Raw genomic sequence first — 17708 nt, 5'->3', positions numbered from 1 at the left:
TACCTTCCCGAGGAGTCGGGATGGTAGCGACGTTCTCCTTCGCGAAAGTGCGCGGGCGGGCAGGGGGCGGGGCGTCAGAGGCGGGTGCCGATGATCATCGGCTCGTGGTGCAGGTCGACGCCGAAGCGCGCCTTCACGCCGTCCCGCACCGCGCGGGCCACGGTCAACACGTCCTCGGTGGACGCCCCGCCGCGGTTGGTCACCGCCAGGGTGTGCTTCGTGGACAGCGCCGCGCGCCCCCCGGCCAGCCCGCGCCCGTCGGGGCCGCTGCCGTCCGCGTCGCCCTCGCGGCGCGGGGCGTCCGGCAGGCCGAAGCCCTTGCCGTAGCCGGCGTGGTCGATCAGCCAGGCGGCGGAGAGCTTCACCAACGGCGTCCCGTCCTCGTCCGTGCCCGCCGCGAAGGCCGGGGCCCCCTCGGGCAGGGTGACGCGCACGGTGGCCGGGACGATCGGGTTGGTGAAGTAGGAGCCGGTGGACCAGGTGTCGTGGTCGGCGGCGTCGCTGACCATGCCCTTGGACGCGCGCAGCGCCAGCACGTGCTCGCGGACCTGGGCGAGGGAGACGTCGGCGCCCTCCTCGACCTCCAGGGCGCGGGCCAGCTGGGCGTAGCGCACGGGAGCGGTCGGCTCGGCGCCCTCCTCGGCACGGCGCAGGCGCAGGTCGATCGAGAGCACGATCCACCGGGGGCTCGGCGACCCGTCCTCGAACATGGAGCGCTTGATCACCGAGTCGCGGTACCCGAAGCGCAGATCCTCGGCGGACAGCTCGACGACCTGCCCGGCCGCGCGGTCGAACGCCCGCAGGGACACGAGCACCTGGGACACGTCCGCCCCGTAGGCGCCCACGTTCTGCACGGGGGTGGCACCGGCGGACCCCGGGATACCCGAGAGCGCCTCGACACCGGCCAGCCCGTGCTCCACCGTCCAGGCCACGGCCTCGTCCCACACGTGGCCCGCGGCCACGCGCACGACGACGTCGCCCGCCCCGTCCGCGGCGCCCTCGGCGGGGAGGACCTCCACGCCGGTGAAACCCATGTGCACCACGGTGCCCTCGAACCCGGCGTCCGCCATCAGGGTGTTGGACCCGCCGCCGAGCACGAACAGCGGCTCGCCGGCCGCGTCCGCGGCGCGCACGGCCGCGACGGCCTCGGCCTCGGTGCGGGCCTCGACCCAGGCACGCGCCGGGCCGCCGACGCGGGTGGTGGTGTGGTCGGACAGGCGCTCGCTCACGCGGTCTCCTCGGGGGTCTCGACGGCCCTGGTCAGGCGCACGAGCGCCTGGGCCTTGGTCAGCACGCGGGGCTTGGCCTGGGCCGGGTCGTTGACGGTGAGGTCGATGCGGACGGTCCCGGCCTCGGCGTCGATCGCGCCGACCGCGCCGGAGACCTCCAGGACGGCCCCGGGGACGGGCGCGCCGGCGTCGTCGGTCTGACCGGTGGTGTCCGCGACCGGCACCATGGCCGTGAAGCGCGTCTGGTAGTCGACGACCGCGCCGGGGTCACCGGCCCAGTCGGTGACCAGCTGCACGGCCGCGCCCATGGTCAGCATGCCGTGCGCGATGACGCCGGGCAGGCCCACGGATGCGGCGAAGGCCTGGTTCCAGTGGATGGGGTTGTGGTCCCCGGAGGCGGCGGCGTAGGCCACCAGGCCGGCGCGCGTGAGCGGCACGGTCCGAGAGCCGATCGACTGGCCCTTCGCCAGCTCGGCCAGGACGGGGCGGGCGGACTGCGCGCGCATCAGGACTCCTCTCCGCGGACCAGCAGGGTCGAGGCGACGTCCGAGACGGGCGCCCCGGCGGCGTCGACGATCTCTGTGACGGTGGTGACCATCCGGTTGCCGCCGAGCTCCTTGACGGCCTCGATCAGCACGGTGGCGGTGAGCTCGTCCCCGGCCACGATGGGCCGGTGATGGGTGAAGCGCTCGTCCGCGTGGACCACACGGGAGAAGTCGATGCCCGCCTCGGGGTCGGCGACGACGGCGGCCTCGGCCCGCTGGGCGACCACCACGGCGAACGTGGGCGGGGCGACGACGTCCGCGTACCCGAGCGCGCGGGCCGCGTCCACGTCCGTGTGCGCGGGATGGGCGGCCTGCACGGCGTCGGCGAACGCGCGGACGGCCTCCCGGCCGACCTGGTACGGGGGCGCGGGCGGATACGTGCGTCCGACCAGGGACTCGGTCTCGCTCACGGGGGCTCCTCACATCTGAGACGGCCGCCCGCGGGCGGCCTCGGCCAGGGCCTCCAGCCTAGCGGCCGCTCCCCCGGCCCTTCCGCCGGGCGCTCCGGGCGGCGGACTCGCGTCGGCCGGCCTCCCGCAGCCGCACCAGCTGCGCCGAGAGGTGGACGAGGACACCGGCGCCGAGCACACCCAGCGCTGTCCAGGACAGGGCGAGCACGTGCGCGGTGGCGCCGACGACGGACAGGACGATGCCGATGAGGAACAGCGCGGAGCCGGTGAGGACCATGCCGCGGTAGAGCCGGGAGCCGTGCTCCCACGGGGAGACGAACCCGCCGGAGCGGGCGGAGGGCTCGGGGCGACGCGCGGAGGTGGGCATGGGCGCCAGTCTACGGAGCACGGGCGGGAGGCCCGGCGAGGCGCCGGGAACGACGAAGGCCCAGACCACAGGGTCCGGGCCTTCGATCGGTAGCGGCGGAGGGACTCGATCCCTCGACCTCACGATTATGAGTCGTGCGCTCTAACCAGCTGAGCTACGCCGCCACAACATGAGGAGCCCGCGCTCGCGGCGCAAGCCGAGAGAACGGGCTCTCATGTCAGAGCCCCGACCGGGAATCGATCCCGGGACCTCCATCTTACCAAGATGGCGCTCTACCACTGAGCTATCGGGGCAACGAGGTAAGACTCTACAGCATCTTTCCCACTGATGCAAAATCGGGGCCGCGGCGGCCTCTCCGATCACCTCGGAAGGTCCACCACGGCCCCGGTCAGGAGGGCGTCAGCGGGGGTCAGCGGCGCGGTCCGCGGTCCCGACGGTCGTCGGAGCCCCAGCGCGGCTTGCGGGCGCCCGGACGGCCGCCGCGGTCGTCACGGTCGTGGCGGAACCCACCCCGGTCCTCGCGAGGGCCGCGGTCGTCGCGGTCCTTGCGGAAGCCGCCGCGCTCGGGGCGCTCGCCGCGGTCCCTGCGGAACCCCCCACGGTCGCCCCGGTCCCGGCGGAAGCCGCCGCGGTCCTCGCGCGGACCGCGGTGGCCGCGCTCGCCGTCACCGTCGCGCTCGGCGCGGGTGGGCCGGCCGGTGTCCTTGCGCAGGTTCAGGCGGCGCCCATTGATCTCCGTGTTCGCCGCGGCGTCCAGCTGGGCCGCGGTCAGGTCCGCGGGCAGCTCCACGAGGGCGTGGTTGCCGCGCAGGTCGATCGCGCCGATCGCGGAGGCCGGCAGGCCGACCTCGTTGGCCAGCGCGCCCACGATGTTGCCCGGACGGACGCGGTCCTGGTGGCCGACGCCGATCCAGTACGTCGCGTTGCCGGCGGCGGGCTCGCGGCGCGGGCCGCGGGAGCCACGGCCGTCGCGGTCGCCCCGCTCGGAACGGTCGCCCCGCTCACGGCGGTCGTCGCGGTCGCGATCGCGGCGCACGCGGCCGCCGGCCGGGACCTCGTCGGCCTCGGTGAGCAGCGGGCGCCCGCCCTGGGCCATGAGGGCCAGGGCCGCCGCCGCGCGGGCCGGGTCGACGTCGTTCGCCTCCACGTACTCGGCGACCATGCGCGCGTAGGTGTCCAGGTCTGCCTCGGAGGCGGTCTCCAGGGTGCGCCCGATGCCGGCGACGACGCCGCGCGTGCGGGCCTCGTTCACCTGCGCCACGGTGGGCACCTGCATCTCCTCGACCTCCTGGCGCGTGGTGCGCTCGATCTGCTTGAGCAGGAAGCGCTCGCGGGGGGTCATGAAGAGCACGGCGTCGCCGGAGCGGCCGGCGCGGCCCGTGCGGCCGATGCGGTGCACGTAGGACTCGGCGTCCTGCGGGATGTCGTAGTTCACGACGAGGGAGATGCGCTCCACGTCCAGACCGCGGGCGGCGACGTCGGTGGCCACGAGGATGTCCACGCGGCCGGCCTTGAGGTCGTCCACGGTCTTCTCGCGCTGCTTCTGCGCGACGTCGCCGGAGATGGCCACGGCGGAGAAGCCGGCCTGGTTCAGGCGCTGCGCCAGCTCGTCCGTGCCGGCGCGGGTGCGGACGAACGCGATGACGCCCTCATGGTCCTCGGTCTCGAGGATGCGGGTCATCGCCTCGAACTTCCACTGATGCGCGATCTGCAGGTAGCGCTGGCGGATGTTCGTGCCGGTGGTCGACTGGCGGGCGACCGCCACCTCCTCCGGGTCGTTCAGGTACTGCGCGGAGATCCGGCGGATCGCCGGGGGCATGGTGGCGGAGAACAGCGCGGTCTGCTTGGAGTCCGGAGTCTCCGCGAGGATGCGGTCCACCTCCTCCGCGAAGCCCATGCGCAGCATCTCGTCCGCCTCGTCCAGCACGAGGGTCTGCAGCTGAGAGAGGTCCAGGTTGCCGCGCTCGAGGTGGTCGATCACGCGGCCCGGGGTGCCGACGACGACCTGGGCGCCGCGGCGCAGGCCGGCCAGCTGGGGACCGTACGGGGCGCCGCCGTAGACGGCGAGCACCGAGACGTCGTCCAGGTGCTTGGCGTAGGACTCGAACGCCTCGGCGACCTGGAGTGCGAGCTCGCGGGTCGGGGCCAGGGCGAGGATCTGGGGGGCCTGCGAGCGTCCGTTGACGTCCTGGGTCTCGGCCAGGCGGGAGAGTGCCGGCAGGGCGAACGCACCGGTCTTGCCGGTGCCGGTCTGGGCGAGGCCCACGACGTCGCGGCCGTCCAGCAGCAGCGGGATGGTCGCCTCCTGGATGGGCGAGGGACGCTGGTAACCCAGGTCCTCGACGGCGGCCAGGACACGGGCGTCCAGGCCGAGGGAGAGGAACGTGGGTCCGGCCGGCTCAGCGTCGGCCTCGGCGTCGTCGGCGTCCTGCTCGGCGGCGGGGGCCTCCGCCGTGGTCTCGGCCAGCTCGGGGTCGAACTCGGTCAGGTCCACGGGTGCCTGATCGTCGGCGGGGATGGTCTCATGGGGCGTCAAGGCGTCCTCCTGGGGATGCGCAGGCGCGCCGGCGGGCGACGGTCGCGGGTCGTCGTCGTGGGCGCGGGGGCTGCTGGGATGGAAGTGACCGTCCAGCCGCGAAGTCCCCCGGGGCCGCGACGTTCGCGACCCGCACACACATCTGCACGACATCTGCATCCAACGGCGTGGCTCACGCGTCCACGCTCTCCACCACAGGGGGAAATGACCGGATCCGGTTCCCCCACTGTACGCGAGTGCACCCTCGCCCGTCTGCGCCCCGGTGGTGTGTCCTGCCCCACCGTCCTGCCCCTCCCCGGGCCCGCCCGATAGGCTCGGGCCCGTGGCAGACAACAGCGCAGAGAACAGCAGCGACCGCATCGCCCGCGCCGCCGGACGCGCCGCCCGCGCCTTCCGCGAGGGCCAGGACGCCGAGCGGATCCGCCGCGAGCAGGCGCGCGCCGAGGCCCCCCGAACCGCAGACGCCGACGGTTCGCGCGCCACCGGCCTGCGCGAGCGCGCCGTCCGTGCCGCGGCCCAGGCGGCCGAGCGGGCCGAGCCCCTGAAGGAACGCGTGGGCCACGCCGCCGGCGAGGCCGGCCGCAGCTTCAAGGAGAACCAGGCGCAGGACGCCGCGCGCCTGCGCGGGGTGCGGGAGCAGGTCCGCGCCGACGACGACGCCGCCCGCGCCGAGCGTCAGGCCGAGCGAGAGCGCGCCCTCGACGCCCGCGACGAGACCGAGGCCGGCAGGGTCCACCCGCTGCTGCGCCTCACCCGGCTGTGGTGGCTCGCCGTCTCCCTGCTGCTGCTCGGGCTGGCCACCGCGTTCGTCTACAACGGCGTGCGGGCCGACCGCGACGGCGGCGAGGTCATCGACCCCGTCACCGGTCTGCAGTCCATCGGCCCGCTCGGCGGAGCCACCGGTCAGTACACCGTGGGCGGCGTGCTCGCGGCGCTGGCGCTCGTCACCCTCTGGGGCTGGGTGGGCCTCCTGCGGCGCCGCCGCGCCTCCCTCGGCACGCTGACCACCGTGGCCGTGCTGCTGGCCATCCCCGCGGTGCTGCGCCCGAATCCTCTGTTCATCGTGCTCGGCGCGGCCATGGCGATCGGCGCCGTGCTCCTCTGGCTGCCGCCGGTGCGCTCCCGCGTGCGCCGCTGAGCGGACACGAGACTTCGGGGGCCGGCATCGCCGGCCCCCGCGTCGTGTCCGCCCCGCCCAGGCCTCCGCGGTCAGTCCTCCGCGGGGCGGGCGGAGGCGACGACCGGGCGGGCCGCGGCGGCGTCGTACTCCATCACCGGACGGCCCCCGATCCACACGCGCAGCGCACGCTGCATGACGTCCAGCGGGTCCCCCGACCAGAGGACCAGATCGGCGTCCTTGCCCGGGGCGAGGGAGCCGATGCGGTCCGCGAGCCCGAGGACCTTCGCCGGGTTCAGCGTGATGGCCCGCAGCGCGGTGTCCCGGTCCAGCCCCTCCTTGACCGCGAGCGCCGCCTGGTAGACGAGGAAGTCGATCGGCACCACCGGGTGGTCCGTGATGATGCTGATCTCCACGCCCGCACGGGCCAGTCGGCCGGGGTTGCGCAGGGACCGACCGCGCAGCTCCGGCTTGGACTTGGTGGTGAAGAGCGGGCCGATCAGCACGGGCACCCCGCGCTCGGCGAGCACGTCCGCGAGCGGGTGCGCCTCGGTGCCGTGGTCGAGCACGAGGTCGTAGCCGAACTCGTCGGCGATGCGCAGGGCCGTGGCGACGTCGTCGGTGCGATGGCAGTGCTGGCGCCACGGGATCCTGCGCTCCAGGACCAGAGCGAGGGCCTCCATGTGCGGGTCCTTCGTGAACGGCTTGCCGTCCGCCTCGGCCTCCGTGCGGCGGGCCATGTAGCCCTGCGCCTCCATGAAGGCCCGACGGATCACGAGGGCGGTGCCCAGGCGGGTGGACGGGGTGCGGCCCTGCTCCTTGTAGACGGTCTTGGGGTTCTCCCCCAGCGCGGACTTCACGCCGGACGGGGCGCGCAGCACCATCTCGTCCACCGTGCGCCCGTGGGTGTGCATGGCCACGGCCTGGCCGCCGATCGGGTTGCCCGAGCCGGGGTTGACGTTGACGGTGGTGATGCCGCCGGCCAGGGCGTCCCGCCAGCCGGGCTCGTTCGGGTCCACGGCGTCGAGGGCGCGCACGCCCGCCATGACGGGGTCCGTCATCTCGTTGACGTCGGCGGTGGCCCCGACCTCGCCCTCGGCGTGCATGCCCAGGTGGACGTGGGCGTCCACAAAGCCGGGCAGGAGCCAGCGTCCCCCGCAGTCGACGACGTCGGCACCCGCCGGGATCTCGACGTCCGGGCCGAGGGCGGAGATCCGCCCGTCCTCGGCCAGGAGGACGCCGTCGAACGGGTCGGACTCGACGGGGACCACGTGGACGTTCGTGAAGGCGGTGATGCTCATGTGGTCCACATTACGACGCCGGCCGGACTCGGAAGGGGTCCCGCCGGCGTCGCACGAGGCGGGGCGCGTCAGCCGGCCAGGCCGGCGATCGCCTGCTCGAGGTCGGCGATGAGGTCGGAGGCGTCCTCGATGCCCACGGACAGCCGCACGAGGTCGTCCGGGACGGCCAGCTCGGTGCCGGCCACGGAGGCGTGGGTCATCTCCGCCGGGTAGTTCATCAGCGACTCGATTCCGCCGAGGGACTCGGCCAGCTGGAACAGGCGCGTGGACTCGGCGACCTTCTTGGCCGCCGCGGCGCCCCCGTGGAACCGCACCGACACCATGCCGCCGAAGCCGCGCATCTGGCGCTTCGCAAGCTCGTGGCCCGGGTGGTCCGGCAGGCCCGGGTACAGCACCTGGGACACGGCGGACTGCTCGGTGAGCCACTCGGCCAGGGCCTGCGCGTTGGCCTGGTGGCGGTCCATGCGGACCCCGAGCGTCTTCAGGCCGCGGGTGGTGAGGTAGGCGTCGACCGGGCCGTTGACGGCGCCCGCGGCGAACTGCTGGAACTTCACCTTCTCGGCGAGCTCGGCGTCCGGGATCACCAGGGCGCCGCCGATGACGTCCGAGTGACCGCCGATGTACTTGGTGGTGGAGTGCACCACCACGTCCGCCCCCAGGGCGATGGGGTTCTGCAGGTACGGGGTGGCGAACGTGTTGTCCACCACGAGCTGCGCGCCCCGGCCGTGGGCGGCCTCGGCGACCGCGGCGACGTCGGAGATCTTCATCATCGGGTTGGAGGGGGTCTCCAGCCAGACCATCACCGGGCCGGACGCGGCGGCCTGCTCGACGGCGGCGGCCACCTGCTCCGGCTCGCCCATGTCCACCACGGCGTGGTCCACGCCCCAGGGCTTGAGGACCCTGGAGATGAGGCGGTACGAGCCGCCGTAGACGTCGTTGCCCATCACGATGGTCATGCCGGGCTGACCGGCGCCCATGATGAGGGCGGTCTCGGCGGCCAGGCCGGATGCGAACGTCAGGCCGGTGGCCTTCGGAGTGCCGGCGTCGTCCACGCCGGCCTCCAGCGCGGCGAGCTGCTCCTGGAGCGCGTCGCGGGTGGGGTTGGTGCCGCGGCCGTAGTCGTAACCACGGCGCAGCTCACCGATGGCGGTGGGCGCGTAGGTGCTGGAGATGTGCAGCGGCGGGACGACGGCGCCGTACACCTCGTCCAGGTGCTGTCCCGCGTGCACGGCACGGGTGCCGAAGCCCTCCGCGGGCCCCTCCGTGGCCTCGGGGCCGGTGGGGGCGGTGTCGTGGGGCTGCTCGTGGGCGTTCTGCTCGGTCATGCCGGAGGCTCCTTGTCTCGGGGGCGGCTGTCTCAGGCGGTGGCGTAGACGAGGACGTCGTGCAGGGTCACCACGCCCTGGACGATGCCCGCGTCCATCACCAGCAGGATCGGGTCCTCCTGCAGCCGGCGGGCGGCCGCGCGGAGGGTCATGGCGGCGCCGACGCTCGGGAGCGCGGGCTCCATGACGTCCGACACGGCCGAGCCGGGCTGCACCCGGCCTGCCGCCAACGCGGCCGCGAGCGCGGGGGCGGACACCGTGCCGCGGACCTCGTTGATGCGCAGGTCGTGGCGCGGCTCGGCGATCACGGGCAGGGCGTCCACGCCGTAGCGGGCGAGGGTGGCGACGGCATCGGCCACGGTGGTGTCCGGGGACGCGGTGACGAGGGTGGGCACGGAGCCGGGGAACAGGTCCTCCTTGTCCGCGAGCACGTCCGCCAGGGAGGCGTCCCAGCGGGAGCCGGGGGCCGGCGTCGCGGTGGCGGCGCCGTCCTGCGGCGAGCCCTCGCCCGGGGCCTCCACGGGGGTGCCCACACCGCCGCGCGCGCCCTCGCGGGAGTCGGACGGCGCCGTGGCCACGGCGGAGCGGGTGCGGCCCTGCGCCCAGGCGGGCAGCACCGTCTCCTCCTGCGCGTAGTGGAAGCCGCGCTCGTCCATCCAGTCGTCGTTGAAGATCTTGGCCAGGTAGCCGCGGCCGGAGTCCGGCAGGACGATCACCATGACGTCGTCGGGACCGAGCTCGCGGGCCGCCTGCAGCCCGGCCACCACGGCCATGCCGGAGGAGCCGCCGACCAGCAGGCCCTCCTCCGCGGCCAGGCGGCGGGTCATCTCGAACGCGGCGTCGTCGGAGACGGCGATGACCTCGTCCGGGACCGAGGGGTCGTAGTTCCCCGGCCACATGTCCTCGCCGACGCCCTCGACGAAGTAGGGGCGCCCGGTGCCGCCGGAGTAGACGGAGCCCTCCGGGTCCGCGCCGATCACGCGCACCGGGCTCGACGCGCGGTCCGCGGAGACCTCCTTGAGGTAGCGGCCCGTGCCGGTGATGGTGCCGCCGGTGCCGGCGCCGATGACCACGTGGGTCACCGTGCCCGCGGTGTCCTCCCAGATCTCCGGGCCGGTGGTCTCGTAGTGCGAGGCCGGGGCGGCCGGGTTGAAGAACTGGTTCGGCTGGAACGCGCCCGGGATCTCCTTCTCCAGACGGTTGGCCACGCCGTAGTAGGACTCGTCCGAGGACGGCTCCACGGAGGTGGGGGTGACCACGATCTCCGCACCGTACGCGGTGAGGACGTCCCGCTTCTCCTGGCCGACCTTGTCCGGGGTGACGAACACGGCCCGGTAGCCCTTCTGCTGGGCCACGAGGGCCAGGCCCACGCCGGTGTTGCCGGAGGTGGGCTCCACCACGGTGCCGCCGGGGGCGAGCTTCCCGTCCCGCTCGGCCTCCTCGAGCATGCGCAGCGCGATGCGGTCCTTCACGGAGCCGCCCGGGTTCAGGTACTCCACCTTGACGAGCACGGTGGCCTCCACGCCCTCCGTGACGCGGTTGAGCTTCACCAGCGGGGTCCGGCCGATCAGGTCCAGGACGTTCTCGGCCCAGCGCGGCTGACCGTGGGCGGGGGCGGGGTTGATCTCGTTCACGGCGCCCACGCTACGCGAGCCTCCGGACACGGCACCGAGGTCCGGTCACCGGACGCCATGTGCTCCGCTCACAGCGGACGCCCCCGGCCGGGACGGCGCACCGCACGCGGTACCGTGCCGCCATGGTCCCGCCCCTGTCCGTCCCGCCGGATGCCGTCGTGCGCCTGGCCCCGGGCGTCCCGGTGGACGTGGCCGCCACGCTGCGTCCCCTGCAGCGCGGCGCGGCCGACCCCACGGTGCGCGCGGCGCCGACGGGGGTGTGGCTCACCCGCCGCGAGCGCGTGGACGGGGCCACGCTGCCGGCCACCCTCCTGGTCTCCCCGCAGGTCCGGGGCGAGGTGACGGCCCGCGCCTGGGGCCCCGGGGCCGCCGCCGCGCTCGCCGGGCTGCCCGCCCTGCTCGGCCTGCACGACACCGGCTGGGACGCCTTCGACGCGCTCCTCGCCCCGGACCCCCGCCGCCCCTCCCTGCCGCACGCCCTGCGCGAGGCCCGCCGCACCCGAGAGGGACTGCGCCTGCCCGCCGCCGGACACCTCTCCACCCAGCTGATGACCGTGGTCCTCGAGCAGAAGGTCACCCACGACCAGGCCCGCCACGGCTGGCGCACCCTCGTCCGGCTGGCCCACGGGATCGACGACGCCACCCCGCCCGGTCCGGCACCCGCGGGGATGCTCCTGCCGCCGACCCCGCGCGCGGTCCTGGCGATCCCCTCCTGGGATTGGCACGCGCGCGCCTGGGTCCAGCCCGCCCAGTCCCGGACGGTGCTGGAGGTGGCGCGCCGCGCGTCGGCGGTGGACCGGCTGGGGGCCGCCGTGGCCCCCGGGGACGTCGCCGGCACGGCCGCGCTCGCGGCCCGGCTGCAGGCGATCCCGGGGGTCGGCCCGTGGTCCGCGGCGGAGGCGCTGCAGCGCAGTCACGGCTCAGCCGACCTGGTGTCCGTGGGCGACTTCCACCTCGCGCACCTGGTCGGCCAGGTCCTCGCGGGGCGACGGACGGACGACGCCGGCATGCTGCGGCTGCTGCAGCCGTGGGAGGGGCACCGCCAGCGGGTGGTGCGGATGATCGGCGCCTCCGGGGCGAGCAAGGAGCGGTTCGGGCCGCGACTGGCCCCCGCGGACCACCGGGCCTACTGACCCGGGCAGCGCGCCCCGAACCCTCCTGCACAGGGCACCAGGCCCCGGCGCGTCGTCCCCGGATCAGCGCCCACCACGCGTGACGGCCGGCACGCTCCGCCGAGGGTGGAGGCACGGCGTCCACAGGGGCGTCGACCCGACCGCCGGGCACCCCGGCGCCGCCCCGAGGAGGACACCATGACCGCCCAGCACGCCGAGCCCACCCGCACCGACCGCGCCGAGCCGCACGGCCCCGGCACCCCCGCCACCCTGCGCCCCGGTGAGCGCGGCAGCGTCCTGGTGCTCTCCCCCGCCGGGCCGCCCGAGGCGGCGATGGGGCACGCCGTCGCGTGGATCACCGCGTTCGAGGACGACTGCGGCCTGGTGCTGGACCGCGACGCCACCAGCCTCTACGCGGTCTCCCCCGCGGACGGGCTCCGCCGCGAGGGCGACGTCCCCTCCGACGGGGGCATCGCAGAGCACCTGGACTTCGTCCTCGCCGGGGACGTCTGGCACCACCGCGGCACCTGCCCGCCCGCCCCGGCCGGCTCGGACGTCGACGGCTGGGCGCTGCTGGTGCACCGCCTGCAGCGCGAGGCCCCGCGTGGCGCGCTCGGGACCGTCTGGGACGTGTTCCCGCTGCCGGCCGCGGGGTGAGGGCGGACCCGGCGGGGACACCGGAGGCCCGGAGGGCCCCGGAGAGGCAGAAGGCCCCGGGACCGGTGCTCCGGTCCCGGGGTCTCCCTCCCGGTGGCAGATGAGGGATTCGAACCCCCGTAGGCAGTGCCAGCTGATTTACAGTCAGCCCCCTTTGGCCGCTCGGGTAATCTGCCAGGCCGCTCATCGGTGCCCCCACGAATCCGTGAGGCCGACCGATCAGGCGAGAGACGACTCTACAGCACACCGTGCACCCCTCGCCAATCGAGCCGGGACCGGCACGGGGCACGGCCGGTAGGGTGGGCGCAGAATCCGCGCCCGGGCCGCAGGGACCCCGGCGCGCCCGCCCACGCAGCAAGGAGCACCCATGGCCAGCGATTCCACGTTCGACGTCGTCAGCAAGGTGGACAAGCAGGAGGTGTCCAACGCCCTGAACCAGGCGCAGAAGGAGATCGCCCAGCGCTACGACTTCAAGGGCGTCGGCGCGGAGATCGACTTCTCCGGCGAGAAGATCCTCATGAAGGCGAACTCCGAGGAGCGCGTCAAGGCCGTCCTGGACGTCTTCGAGTCCAAGCTGGTCAAGCGCGGCATCTCCCTGAAGTCCCTGGACTGCGGAGAGCCCTTCGCCTCCGGCAAGGAGACCCGCATGGAGGCCTCCATCAAGGAGGGCATCGACCAGCCCACCGCCAAGAAGATCACCAAGCTGATCCGCGACGAGGCCCCCAAGTCCGTCAAGGCCGTGATCCAGGGAGACGAGCTCCGCGTCTCCTCCAAGTCCCGTGACGACCTCCAGGAGACCATCGCGCTCCTGAAGACGTTCGAGGACGCCGACCTGCAGTTCATCAACTTCCGCTGAGCCGCCCCGCCCGAGACCGAGGAGTCCCGATGCTCTACCTGATCGACCCCCGCGGCGCCGTGTGGCAGTCCGACGTCACCCTCGGGCGCGCCCTCGCCCGCCAGAAGGTGGACGGCCGCCCCGTGGACGACGTGCCGCTGAAGAAGGCCGTGCTGCCGATCGACGAGGCCGACGTCCTGGACCTCGGCCTGCGCCACGGCGTGGCCGCCCCCCGCGGCATCCTGCTCGACGGCGGCTGGGTCACCCAGGTCCTGCAGCCCTCCCAGCTCAAGCGTCAGCGCGCCAACCAGGACGCCACCGCCGACCAGCTGGAGCCCGTCGAGCTGCGCACCGAGACCGACTCCCTGCGCTCCAGCCGTCACGCCGCCGTCGTCGAGGGCGCGCACCGCGACCTGGACACGCGGATCGAGAAGGCCGAGAAGGCCGCCCGCGAGGCCCTCCAGGCCGCCCCGCGCCGCGAGCTGGTGACCCACTGGCGCGGCATGGGCGGCGGCCTGCCCGCCACCATCCAGGCGGACCTCGCCGACGCTGACTGAGCCGAGAGCCCCACTGAGCCGGCGGCCGGGCCGCCGCCTCCCTCCGGACGCCCCCGACGCGCGGCGCCCCCGCTACGGCGTGGGACGCCGCGCGTCGTAATGCAGGAACCCCGGCTGGACGCGCATCAGGAGCGCGATCCCGGCCACGCACAGCACGCCGCCCAGCACCAGGGTGGCCCCCTCCCCCAGGGCCGCCGAGGCCGTGCCCTGGATCATCTCCCCCACCCGCGGCCCGCCGGCCACCACGACGACGAACACCCCCTGCAGCCGTCCCCGGAGATGGTCCGGGGTCGCCGACTGCAGGATGGTGGTGCGGAACACCGCGGACACCGAGTCGGCGGCGCCGGCCACCACCAGGCACGCTGCGCATGCGGCCAGGGCGGGGCCCAGGCGCGGGTCGCCGTCGGGCAGCGGGGCGGCCCAGAGGACCACCGCCCCGAACGCGGCCACGGACAGGCCCCACGCCGCGATGGCCACGGCCACACCACGGCCCTGGCGATGCACCCGCGTGAACGTCCCGGAGAACAGGCCCGCCAGGAACGTGCCCGCCGCCATGGACGCCAGCAGCACGCCGACCGCGGCCTCGCCACCGCCGAGGATCGTCCCGCCCACCGCCGGCAGCAGGGCACGCGGGAACGCCGTGGCCATGGCCACGATGTCCGCCACGAACGTCATCCGGACGTTGCGCCGGGTGCCGAGGAACCGGAAGCCGTCCAGCACCGAGGAGAGGCCGCCTCGTCCGGCGTCGTCCGGGGCGGCCGAGCGGTCCGGGGGCAGGGAGGGGAGCCTCCACACCGCCCAGAGCGCCGCCAAGAACGTCACCACGTCCACCGTGTACGTCCACGCGTAGCCGACCGACGCCACCAGCACCCCGCCGAGCAGGGGCCCGGCCATCATGGCCGTCGAGAAGGTGAGCATGTTCAGCGCGTTGGCGGCCGGCAGCAGGGCCGGCCCCACCAGCGCGGGGATGATGGCCCCGCGGGTGGGCTGGTTGATGCCGGAGGCCGCCGAGTGCAGCGCCACCAGCCCGTAGAGCACCCCCACGGACTCCACGCCCGCCCACGCGTGCGCCGCGATCAGGGCGGTGGCCGCCCACATGACGGCGCCGGAGGCGAGGGCGACCGTCCTGCGGTCGTGGCGGTCCGCCACGGCGCCGCCGTACAGGCCCGCGACCACCAACGGGATCAGGGCGGCCAGGCCCAGCATCCCGACCGCGAAGGACGAGCCCGTCAGGGCGAAGACCTCGAGGGAGACCGCCACGAGCGTGAGCTGCGTCCCCACGAACGCGAGGGCGTTGCCGAGCCACAGCCGCCGGTACGCGGGCGAGGCCTCCAGCGGGGCGAGGTCGACGAGCAGACGGGGCACCCGCGAAGCCTAGCGGGTGCCCCGTCGGTGGAGAGGGCGCGGCGGCGGGCCGTCTCGGGCCGCGCTCGGGCCGCCGCCGCCCGGGCCGCTCAGGCCAGGCCAGTGCCCGCGCGGGAGATGCGGGTCATCTCGGCGCGGTCCACGACCTTCACCCGCTCGCGCTCGACCGGGCCCGCCTGGGTGGCCTCGGCGCCGAGCGCCTTCTCGTGCGCGTCCAGGGCGTGCCAGCCCTCCCAGGTCGTGTAGTCCACGCCGCGCTCGGCCAGCAGGTCCAGGACGGCCTGCTCGGACGGGTCCTCGGCGGTGTACAGGCCGGGCTCGTCCTCGATGAGGTGCTTGATCGTCTCCAGGGAGTCGCCCTTGGTGGAGCCGATGAGGCCGACCGGCCCGCGCTTGATCCAGCCCGAGGTGTACAGCCCCGGCACGGGATGCCCGGCGGCGTCGAGCACGCGGCCCTCGGCGTTCGGGATGACGCCGCGGACGTCGTCGAACTCCACGCCCGGCACCGGAGAGCCGAAGTAGCCCACCGCCCGGTACACGGCCTGGACGTCGTAGTCCACGGTCTCGTCGGTCGGGGTGATCCCGCCCTGGCCGTCGAGCTCCATGCGACGCATGCGCAGGCCGTCCACGCGGCCGTCGCCGTCGGCGTCGAGGAACTCCTCCGGGGCCTGCAGGAAGTGCAGGTGCAGGCGGCGGGAGGCCTGCTCGGTGCGGTCCTCCTGCTCCATCAGCCAGTTGGTCAGCGTGCCGACCATGGTGCGGACCTGGTTGTTCTCCTCGATGGCCTTCTCCGAGGCCTCATCGAAGTCGAAGTCCTCCTCGTACAGCACGATGTCCACATCCCGGGAGTGGGCGAGCTCGCGCAACTCCAGCGGGGTGAACTTCACCTGCGCCGGCCCGCGCCGGCCGAACACGTGCACGTCCGTCACCGGGGAGGCGGCCAGGTCCCGGTACACGTTGTCCGGGATCTCGGTGACCAGCAGGTCCTCGGCATGCTTGGACAGGATCCGGGCCACATCCAGGGCCACGTTCCCGTTGCCGATCACCGCAACCTGGGTGGCCTCCAACGGCCAGTGCCGCGGCACGTCCGGGTGCCCGTCGTACCAGGACGCGAAGTCGGCACCGCCGAAGGAGCCCTCCAGCTCGACGCCGGGCACGTCCAGGGCCGCGTCGCGCACGGCGCCGGTGGTGAACACGACGACGTCGTAGAGGCGGCGCAGGTCCTCCAGGGACACGGTGGTGCCCACGTCCACGTTGCCGATGAAGCGGATGTCGCCGCGGTCCATGACCTTGTGCAGGGCCGTGACGATGCCCTTGATGCGCGGGTGGTCCGGGGCCACGCCGTAGCGGATCAGGCCGAACGGGGCCGGGTAGCGGTCGAACAGGTCGATGCTGACCTGGAAGTCCCGCTCCTCCTTGGTGAGGATGTCCGCGGTGTAGACACCGGCGGGGCCGGCGCCGACGACGGCGATGCGCAGCGGGCGATCAGGGCGTTCGGTCACGGCGGGGGTGTCCTTCTCTGACGACGGCGGTGCGCGCCGGTCCGCGGGGCGGGCCCGGACCACGGCGCGCGGGATCAACCCCCGAGTCTACCGATCTCCGCCGGCGCCCGGCGGGTGAGAGTGCTCACCCGGCCGCCCGGGGCACGGCCCCGCCGTACAGTGGCCCAGGTGAGCCACTCCCCTTCCCCGTCCGGCCCGGACGCGCCGCGGGACGGCGTCCCCGTTGAGGCCGCCGCGCCGGACACCGGCGCCCTGCCCACGATCACCCCCGCGCCCGCGAACGACCCCCGGGGCCTGGCCCTGGGCTTCGCGGCGTACGTCATCTGGGGGCTGCTGCCCCTGTACATGGCGGCCACCGCCCCGGCCGGCGCGGTGGAGATCGTGGTGGTGCGCGTCGTCTTCGCGCTGATCTTCTGCCTGCTGCTGCTCGCGGTCATGCGGCGGCTGCCGGAGCTGCGCACGGCCCTGGCCACCCGCGCCCGGTGGGGCAGCATCACCCTGGCCGCCGCGTTCATCGCGGTGAACTGGCTGCTCTACGCACACTCGGTCACCTCGGGGAACGTGCTCCAGGCCTCGCTCGGCTACTTCATGAACCCGCTGGTGAACGTGCTGCTCGGTGTGCTGTTCCTCGGCGAGCGGCTGCGCCGCGGGCAGTGGATCGCCGTCGGGATCGCCGTGGTCGCCGTCGTGGTGATGTCCGTGGCGATGGGCCAGGTGCCGTGGATAGCCCTGGGGCTGGCGTTCACGTTCGGCATGTACGGCTTCGTGAAGAAGCGCTTCCCCGTGCCCGTGCACGCGGTGACCACCATGACGGCGGAGACGGTGGTGCTGCTCCCGGCGTTCGCGGTGGGCATGGTGTTCCTGGTGCAGGCCGGGCTGCTCACCACCGTCTCCGAGGGCCCGGGCCACTTCTGGATGATGGCCGGCCTCGGCGTGCTCACCGCCGTGCCGCTCATCCTGTTCTCCGCCGCGACGCAGTCCCTCACGCTCACCACCCTCGGCATGCTGCAGTACATCGCGCCGATCATGCAGTTCCTGGTGGCGGTCGCCGTGCTAGGCGAGCACATGCCCGCCGCCCGCTGGGCCGGCTTCGCCCTGATCTGGCTCTCGCTGGTGGTGTTCACCCTGGACCAGGCGAACGCCTCCCGCGTGCAGCGCCGCGCGGCCCGGGCCGCGGGCCGGGCACGCACCTGAGCCGCCTGCCCCGCGGGCCGGT

Annotated in this window: 16 protein-coding genes and 3 tRNA genes; 6 read left to right on the top strand and 13 right to left on the bottom strand. The window is 74.4% G+C overall.

Translation table 11 applies throughout. The features are described 5' to 3' along the window. Window positions 1–74: 74 nt before the first annotated feature. The 7 genes from KW076_RS05270 to KW076_RS05240 form a co-directional block, all read right to left on the bottom strand. Entirely contained in the window at window positions 75–1229 is a 1155-nt protein-coding gene (locus KW076_RS05270; protein ID WP_224356545.1) for a UDP-N-acetylmuramate dehydrogenase, read from the bottom strand. Continuing rightward, window positions 1226–1735, bottom strand: a complete 510-nt coding sequence (locus tag KW076_RS05265) for a MaoC/PaaZ C-terminal domain-containing protein (RefSeq protein WP_224356544.1) — start codon at window positions 1733–1735, stop codon at window positions 1226–1228. Before KW076_RS05265 ends, KW076_RS05270 begins: the two co-directional genes overlap by 4 nt. Beyond that, window positions 1735–2184, bottom strand: coding sequence for an FAS1-like dehydratase domain-containing protein (locus KW076_RS05260; protein ID WP_224356543.1), 450 nt, complete (start codon window positions 2182–2184; stop codon window positions 1735–1737). Before KW076_RS05260 ends, KW076_RS05265 begins: the two co-directional genes overlap by 1 nt. A gap of 58 nt (window positions 2185–2242) precedes the next feature. Further along, a complete protein-coding gene (locus KW076_RS05255; RefSeq protein WP_224356542.1) occupies window positions 2243–2551 on the bottom strand; it encodes a hypothetical protein in 309 nt (102 codons plus the stop codon). Between the two features lie 90 nt (window positions 2552–2641). After that, a tRNA-Met gene (locus KW076_RS05250) sits at window positions 2642–2715 on the bottom strand. 57 nt (window positions 2716–2772) lie between these two features. Then, a tRNA-Thr gene (locus KW076_RS05245) sits at window positions 2773–2844 on the bottom strand. Between the two features lie 116 nt (window positions 2845–2960). Further along, window positions 2961–5240, bottom strand: coding sequence for a DEAD/DEAH box helicase (locus KW076_RS05240; RefSeq protein ID WP_434084358.1), 2280 nt, complete (start codon window positions 5238–5240; stop codon window positions 2961–2963). Between the two features lie 169 nt (window positions 5241–5409). On the opposite strand from KW076_RS05240, the gene KW076_RS05235 reads away from it, so the two are divergent. Further along, window positions 5410–6225 carry a hypothetical protein gene (locus KW076_RS05235; RefSeq protein ID WP_224356541.1) on the top strand — a complete coding sequence of 272 codons (816 nt, stop codon included), beginning with the start codon at window positions 5410–5412 and terminating at the stop codon, window positions 6223–6225. 71 nt (window positions 6226–6296) lie between these two features. On the opposite strand, the gene KW076_RS05230 is transcribed toward KW076_RS05235, so the two are convergent. The 3 genes from KW076_RS05230 to KW076_RS05220 all read right to left on the bottom strand — a co-directional run bounded on the left by KW076_RS05230 (window position 6297) and on the right by KW076_RS05220 (window position 10464). Next, window positions 6297–7505, bottom strand: coding sequence for an amidohydrolase (locus tag KW076_RS05230; RefSeq protein ID WP_224356540.1), 1209 nt, complete (start codon window positions 7503–7505; stop codon window positions 6297–6299). Between the two features lie 68 nt (window positions 7506–7573). Beyond that, on the bottom strand, window positions 7574–8830 hold the full coding sequence (locus KW076_RS05225; RefSeq protein ID WP_224356539.1) for a cystathionine gamma-synthase: 1257 nt from the start codon (window positions 8828–8830) through the stop codon (window positions 7574–7576). 32 nt (window positions 8831–8862) lie between these two features. After that, window positions 8863–10464 (bottom strand): pyridoxal-phosphate dependent enzyme, encoded by a 1602-nt coding sequence (locus tag KW076_RS05220; protein WP_224356538.1) that lies wholly within the window; start codon window positions 10462–10464, stop codon window positions 8863–8865. Window positions 10465–10586: 122 nt separating this feature from the next. Between KW076_RS05220 and KW076_RS05215 the strand changes: the two genes are divergently transcribed. Both KW076_RS05215 and KW076_RS05210 read left to right on the top strand, forming a co-directional pair. Continuing rightward, window positions 10587–11597, top strand: a complete 1011-nt coding sequence (locus KW076_RS05215) for a DNA-3-methyladenine glycosylase family protein (protein WP_224356537.1) — start codon at window positions 10587–10589, stop codon at window positions 11595–11597. A gap of 177 nt (window positions 11598–11774) precedes the next feature. After that, on the top strand, window positions 11775–12233 hold the full coding sequence (locus KW076_RS05210; RefSeq protein ID WP_224356536.1) for a hypothetical protein: 459 nt from the start codon (window positions 11775–11777) through the stop codon (window positions 12231–12233). Between the two features lie 94 nt (window positions 12234–12327). Here KW076_RS05210 and KW076_RS05205 read toward each other — a convergent pair. Further along, window positions 12328–12409, bottom strand: a tRNA-Tyr gene (locus tag KW076_RS05205). A gap of 191 nt (window positions 12410–12600) precedes the next feature. On the opposite strand from KW076_RS05205, the gene KW076_RS05200 reads away from it, so the two are divergent. Continuing rightward, the gene (locus KW076_RS05200; RefSeq protein ID WP_224356535.1) at window positions 12601–13089 is read left to right on the top strand and encodes a YajQ family cyclic di-GMP-binding protein; all 489 of its coding nucleotides are present in this window, start codon (window positions 12601–12603) and stop codon (window positions 13087–13089) included. Window positions 13090–13118: 29 nt separating this feature from the next. Then, the gene (locus KW076_RS05195; protein WP_224356534.1) at window positions 13119–13625 is read left to right on the top strand and encodes a hypothetical protein; all 507 of its coding nucleotides are present in this window, start codon (window positions 13119–13121) and stop codon (window positions 13623–13625) included. Between the two features lie 72 nt (window positions 13626–13697). Here the strand turns inward: KW076_RS05195 and KW076_RS05190 are convergent, their stop codons facing one another. After that, the gene (locus tag KW076_RS05190) at window positions 13698–14990 is read right to left on the bottom strand and encodes an MFS transporter (protein WP_224356533.1); all 1293 of its coding nucleotides are present in this window, start codon (window positions 14988–14990) and stop codon (window positions 13698–13700) included. Between the two features lie 89 nt (window positions 14991–15079). Continuing rightward, a complete protein-coding gene (locus KW076_RS05185) occupies window positions 15080–16492 on the bottom strand; it encodes an FAD-dependent oxidoreductase (RefSeq protein ID WP_224356783.1) in 1413 nt (470 codons plus the stop codon). Between the two features lie 159 nt (window positions 16493–16651). Between KW076_RS05185 and rarD the strand changes: the two genes are divergently transcribed. Beyond that, entirely contained in the window at window positions 16652–17686 is a 1035-nt protein-coding gene (rarD, locus tag KW076_RS05180) for an EamA family transporter RarD (RefSeq protein WP_434084357.1), read from the top strand. Window positions 17687–17708 lie beyond the last annotated feature (22 nt).

The organism is Micrococcus porci (assembly GCF_020097155.1).
In the GTDB taxonomy this organism is placed as follows: domain Bacteria; phylum Actinomycetota; class Actinomycetes; order Actinomycetales; family Micrococcaceae; genus Micrococcus; species Micrococcus porci.
Note: the sequence above shows the minus strand (reverse complement) of the source record. Positions and strands in the feature narration are given on the sequence as shown.

Coding starts and splice junctions, on each gene's coding strand:
- KW076_RS05265 (WP_224356544.1), bottom strand. CDS start 1,735: ATGCGCGCGCAGTCCGCCCGCCCCGTCCTGGCCGAGCTGGCGAAGGGC.
- KW076_RS05255 (WP_224356542.1), bottom strand. CDS start 2,551: ATGCCCACCTCCGCGCGTCGCCCCGAGCCCTCCGCCCGCTCCGGCGGG.
- KW076_RS05240 (WP_434084358.1), bottom strand. CDS start 5,240: ATGTCGTGCAGATGTGTGTGCGGGTCGCGAACGTCGCGGCCCCGGGGG.
- KW076_RS05230 (WP_224356540.1), bottom strand. CDS start 7,505: ATGAGCATCACCGCCTTCACGAACGTCCACGTGGTCCCCGTCGAGTCC.
- KW076_RS05225 (WP_224356539.1), bottom strand. CDS start 8,830: ATGACCGAGCAGAACGCCCACGAGCAGCCCCACGACACCGCCCCCACC.
- KW076_RS05215 (WP_224356537.1), top strand. CDS start 10,587: ATGGTCCCGCCCCTGTCCGTCCCGCCGGATGCCGTCGTGCGCCTGGCC.
- KW076_RS05210 (WP_224356536.1), top strand. CDS start 11,775: ATGACCGCCCAGCACGCCGAGCCCACCCGCACCGACCGCGCCGAGCCG.
- KW076_RS05200 (WP_224356535.1), top strand. CDS start 12,601: ATGGCCAGCGATTCCACGTTCGACGTCGTCAGCAAGGTGGACAAGCAG.
- KW076_RS05195 (WP_224356534.1), top strand. CDS start 13,119: ATGCTCTACCTGATCGACCCCCGCGGCGCCGTGTGGCAGTCCGACGTC.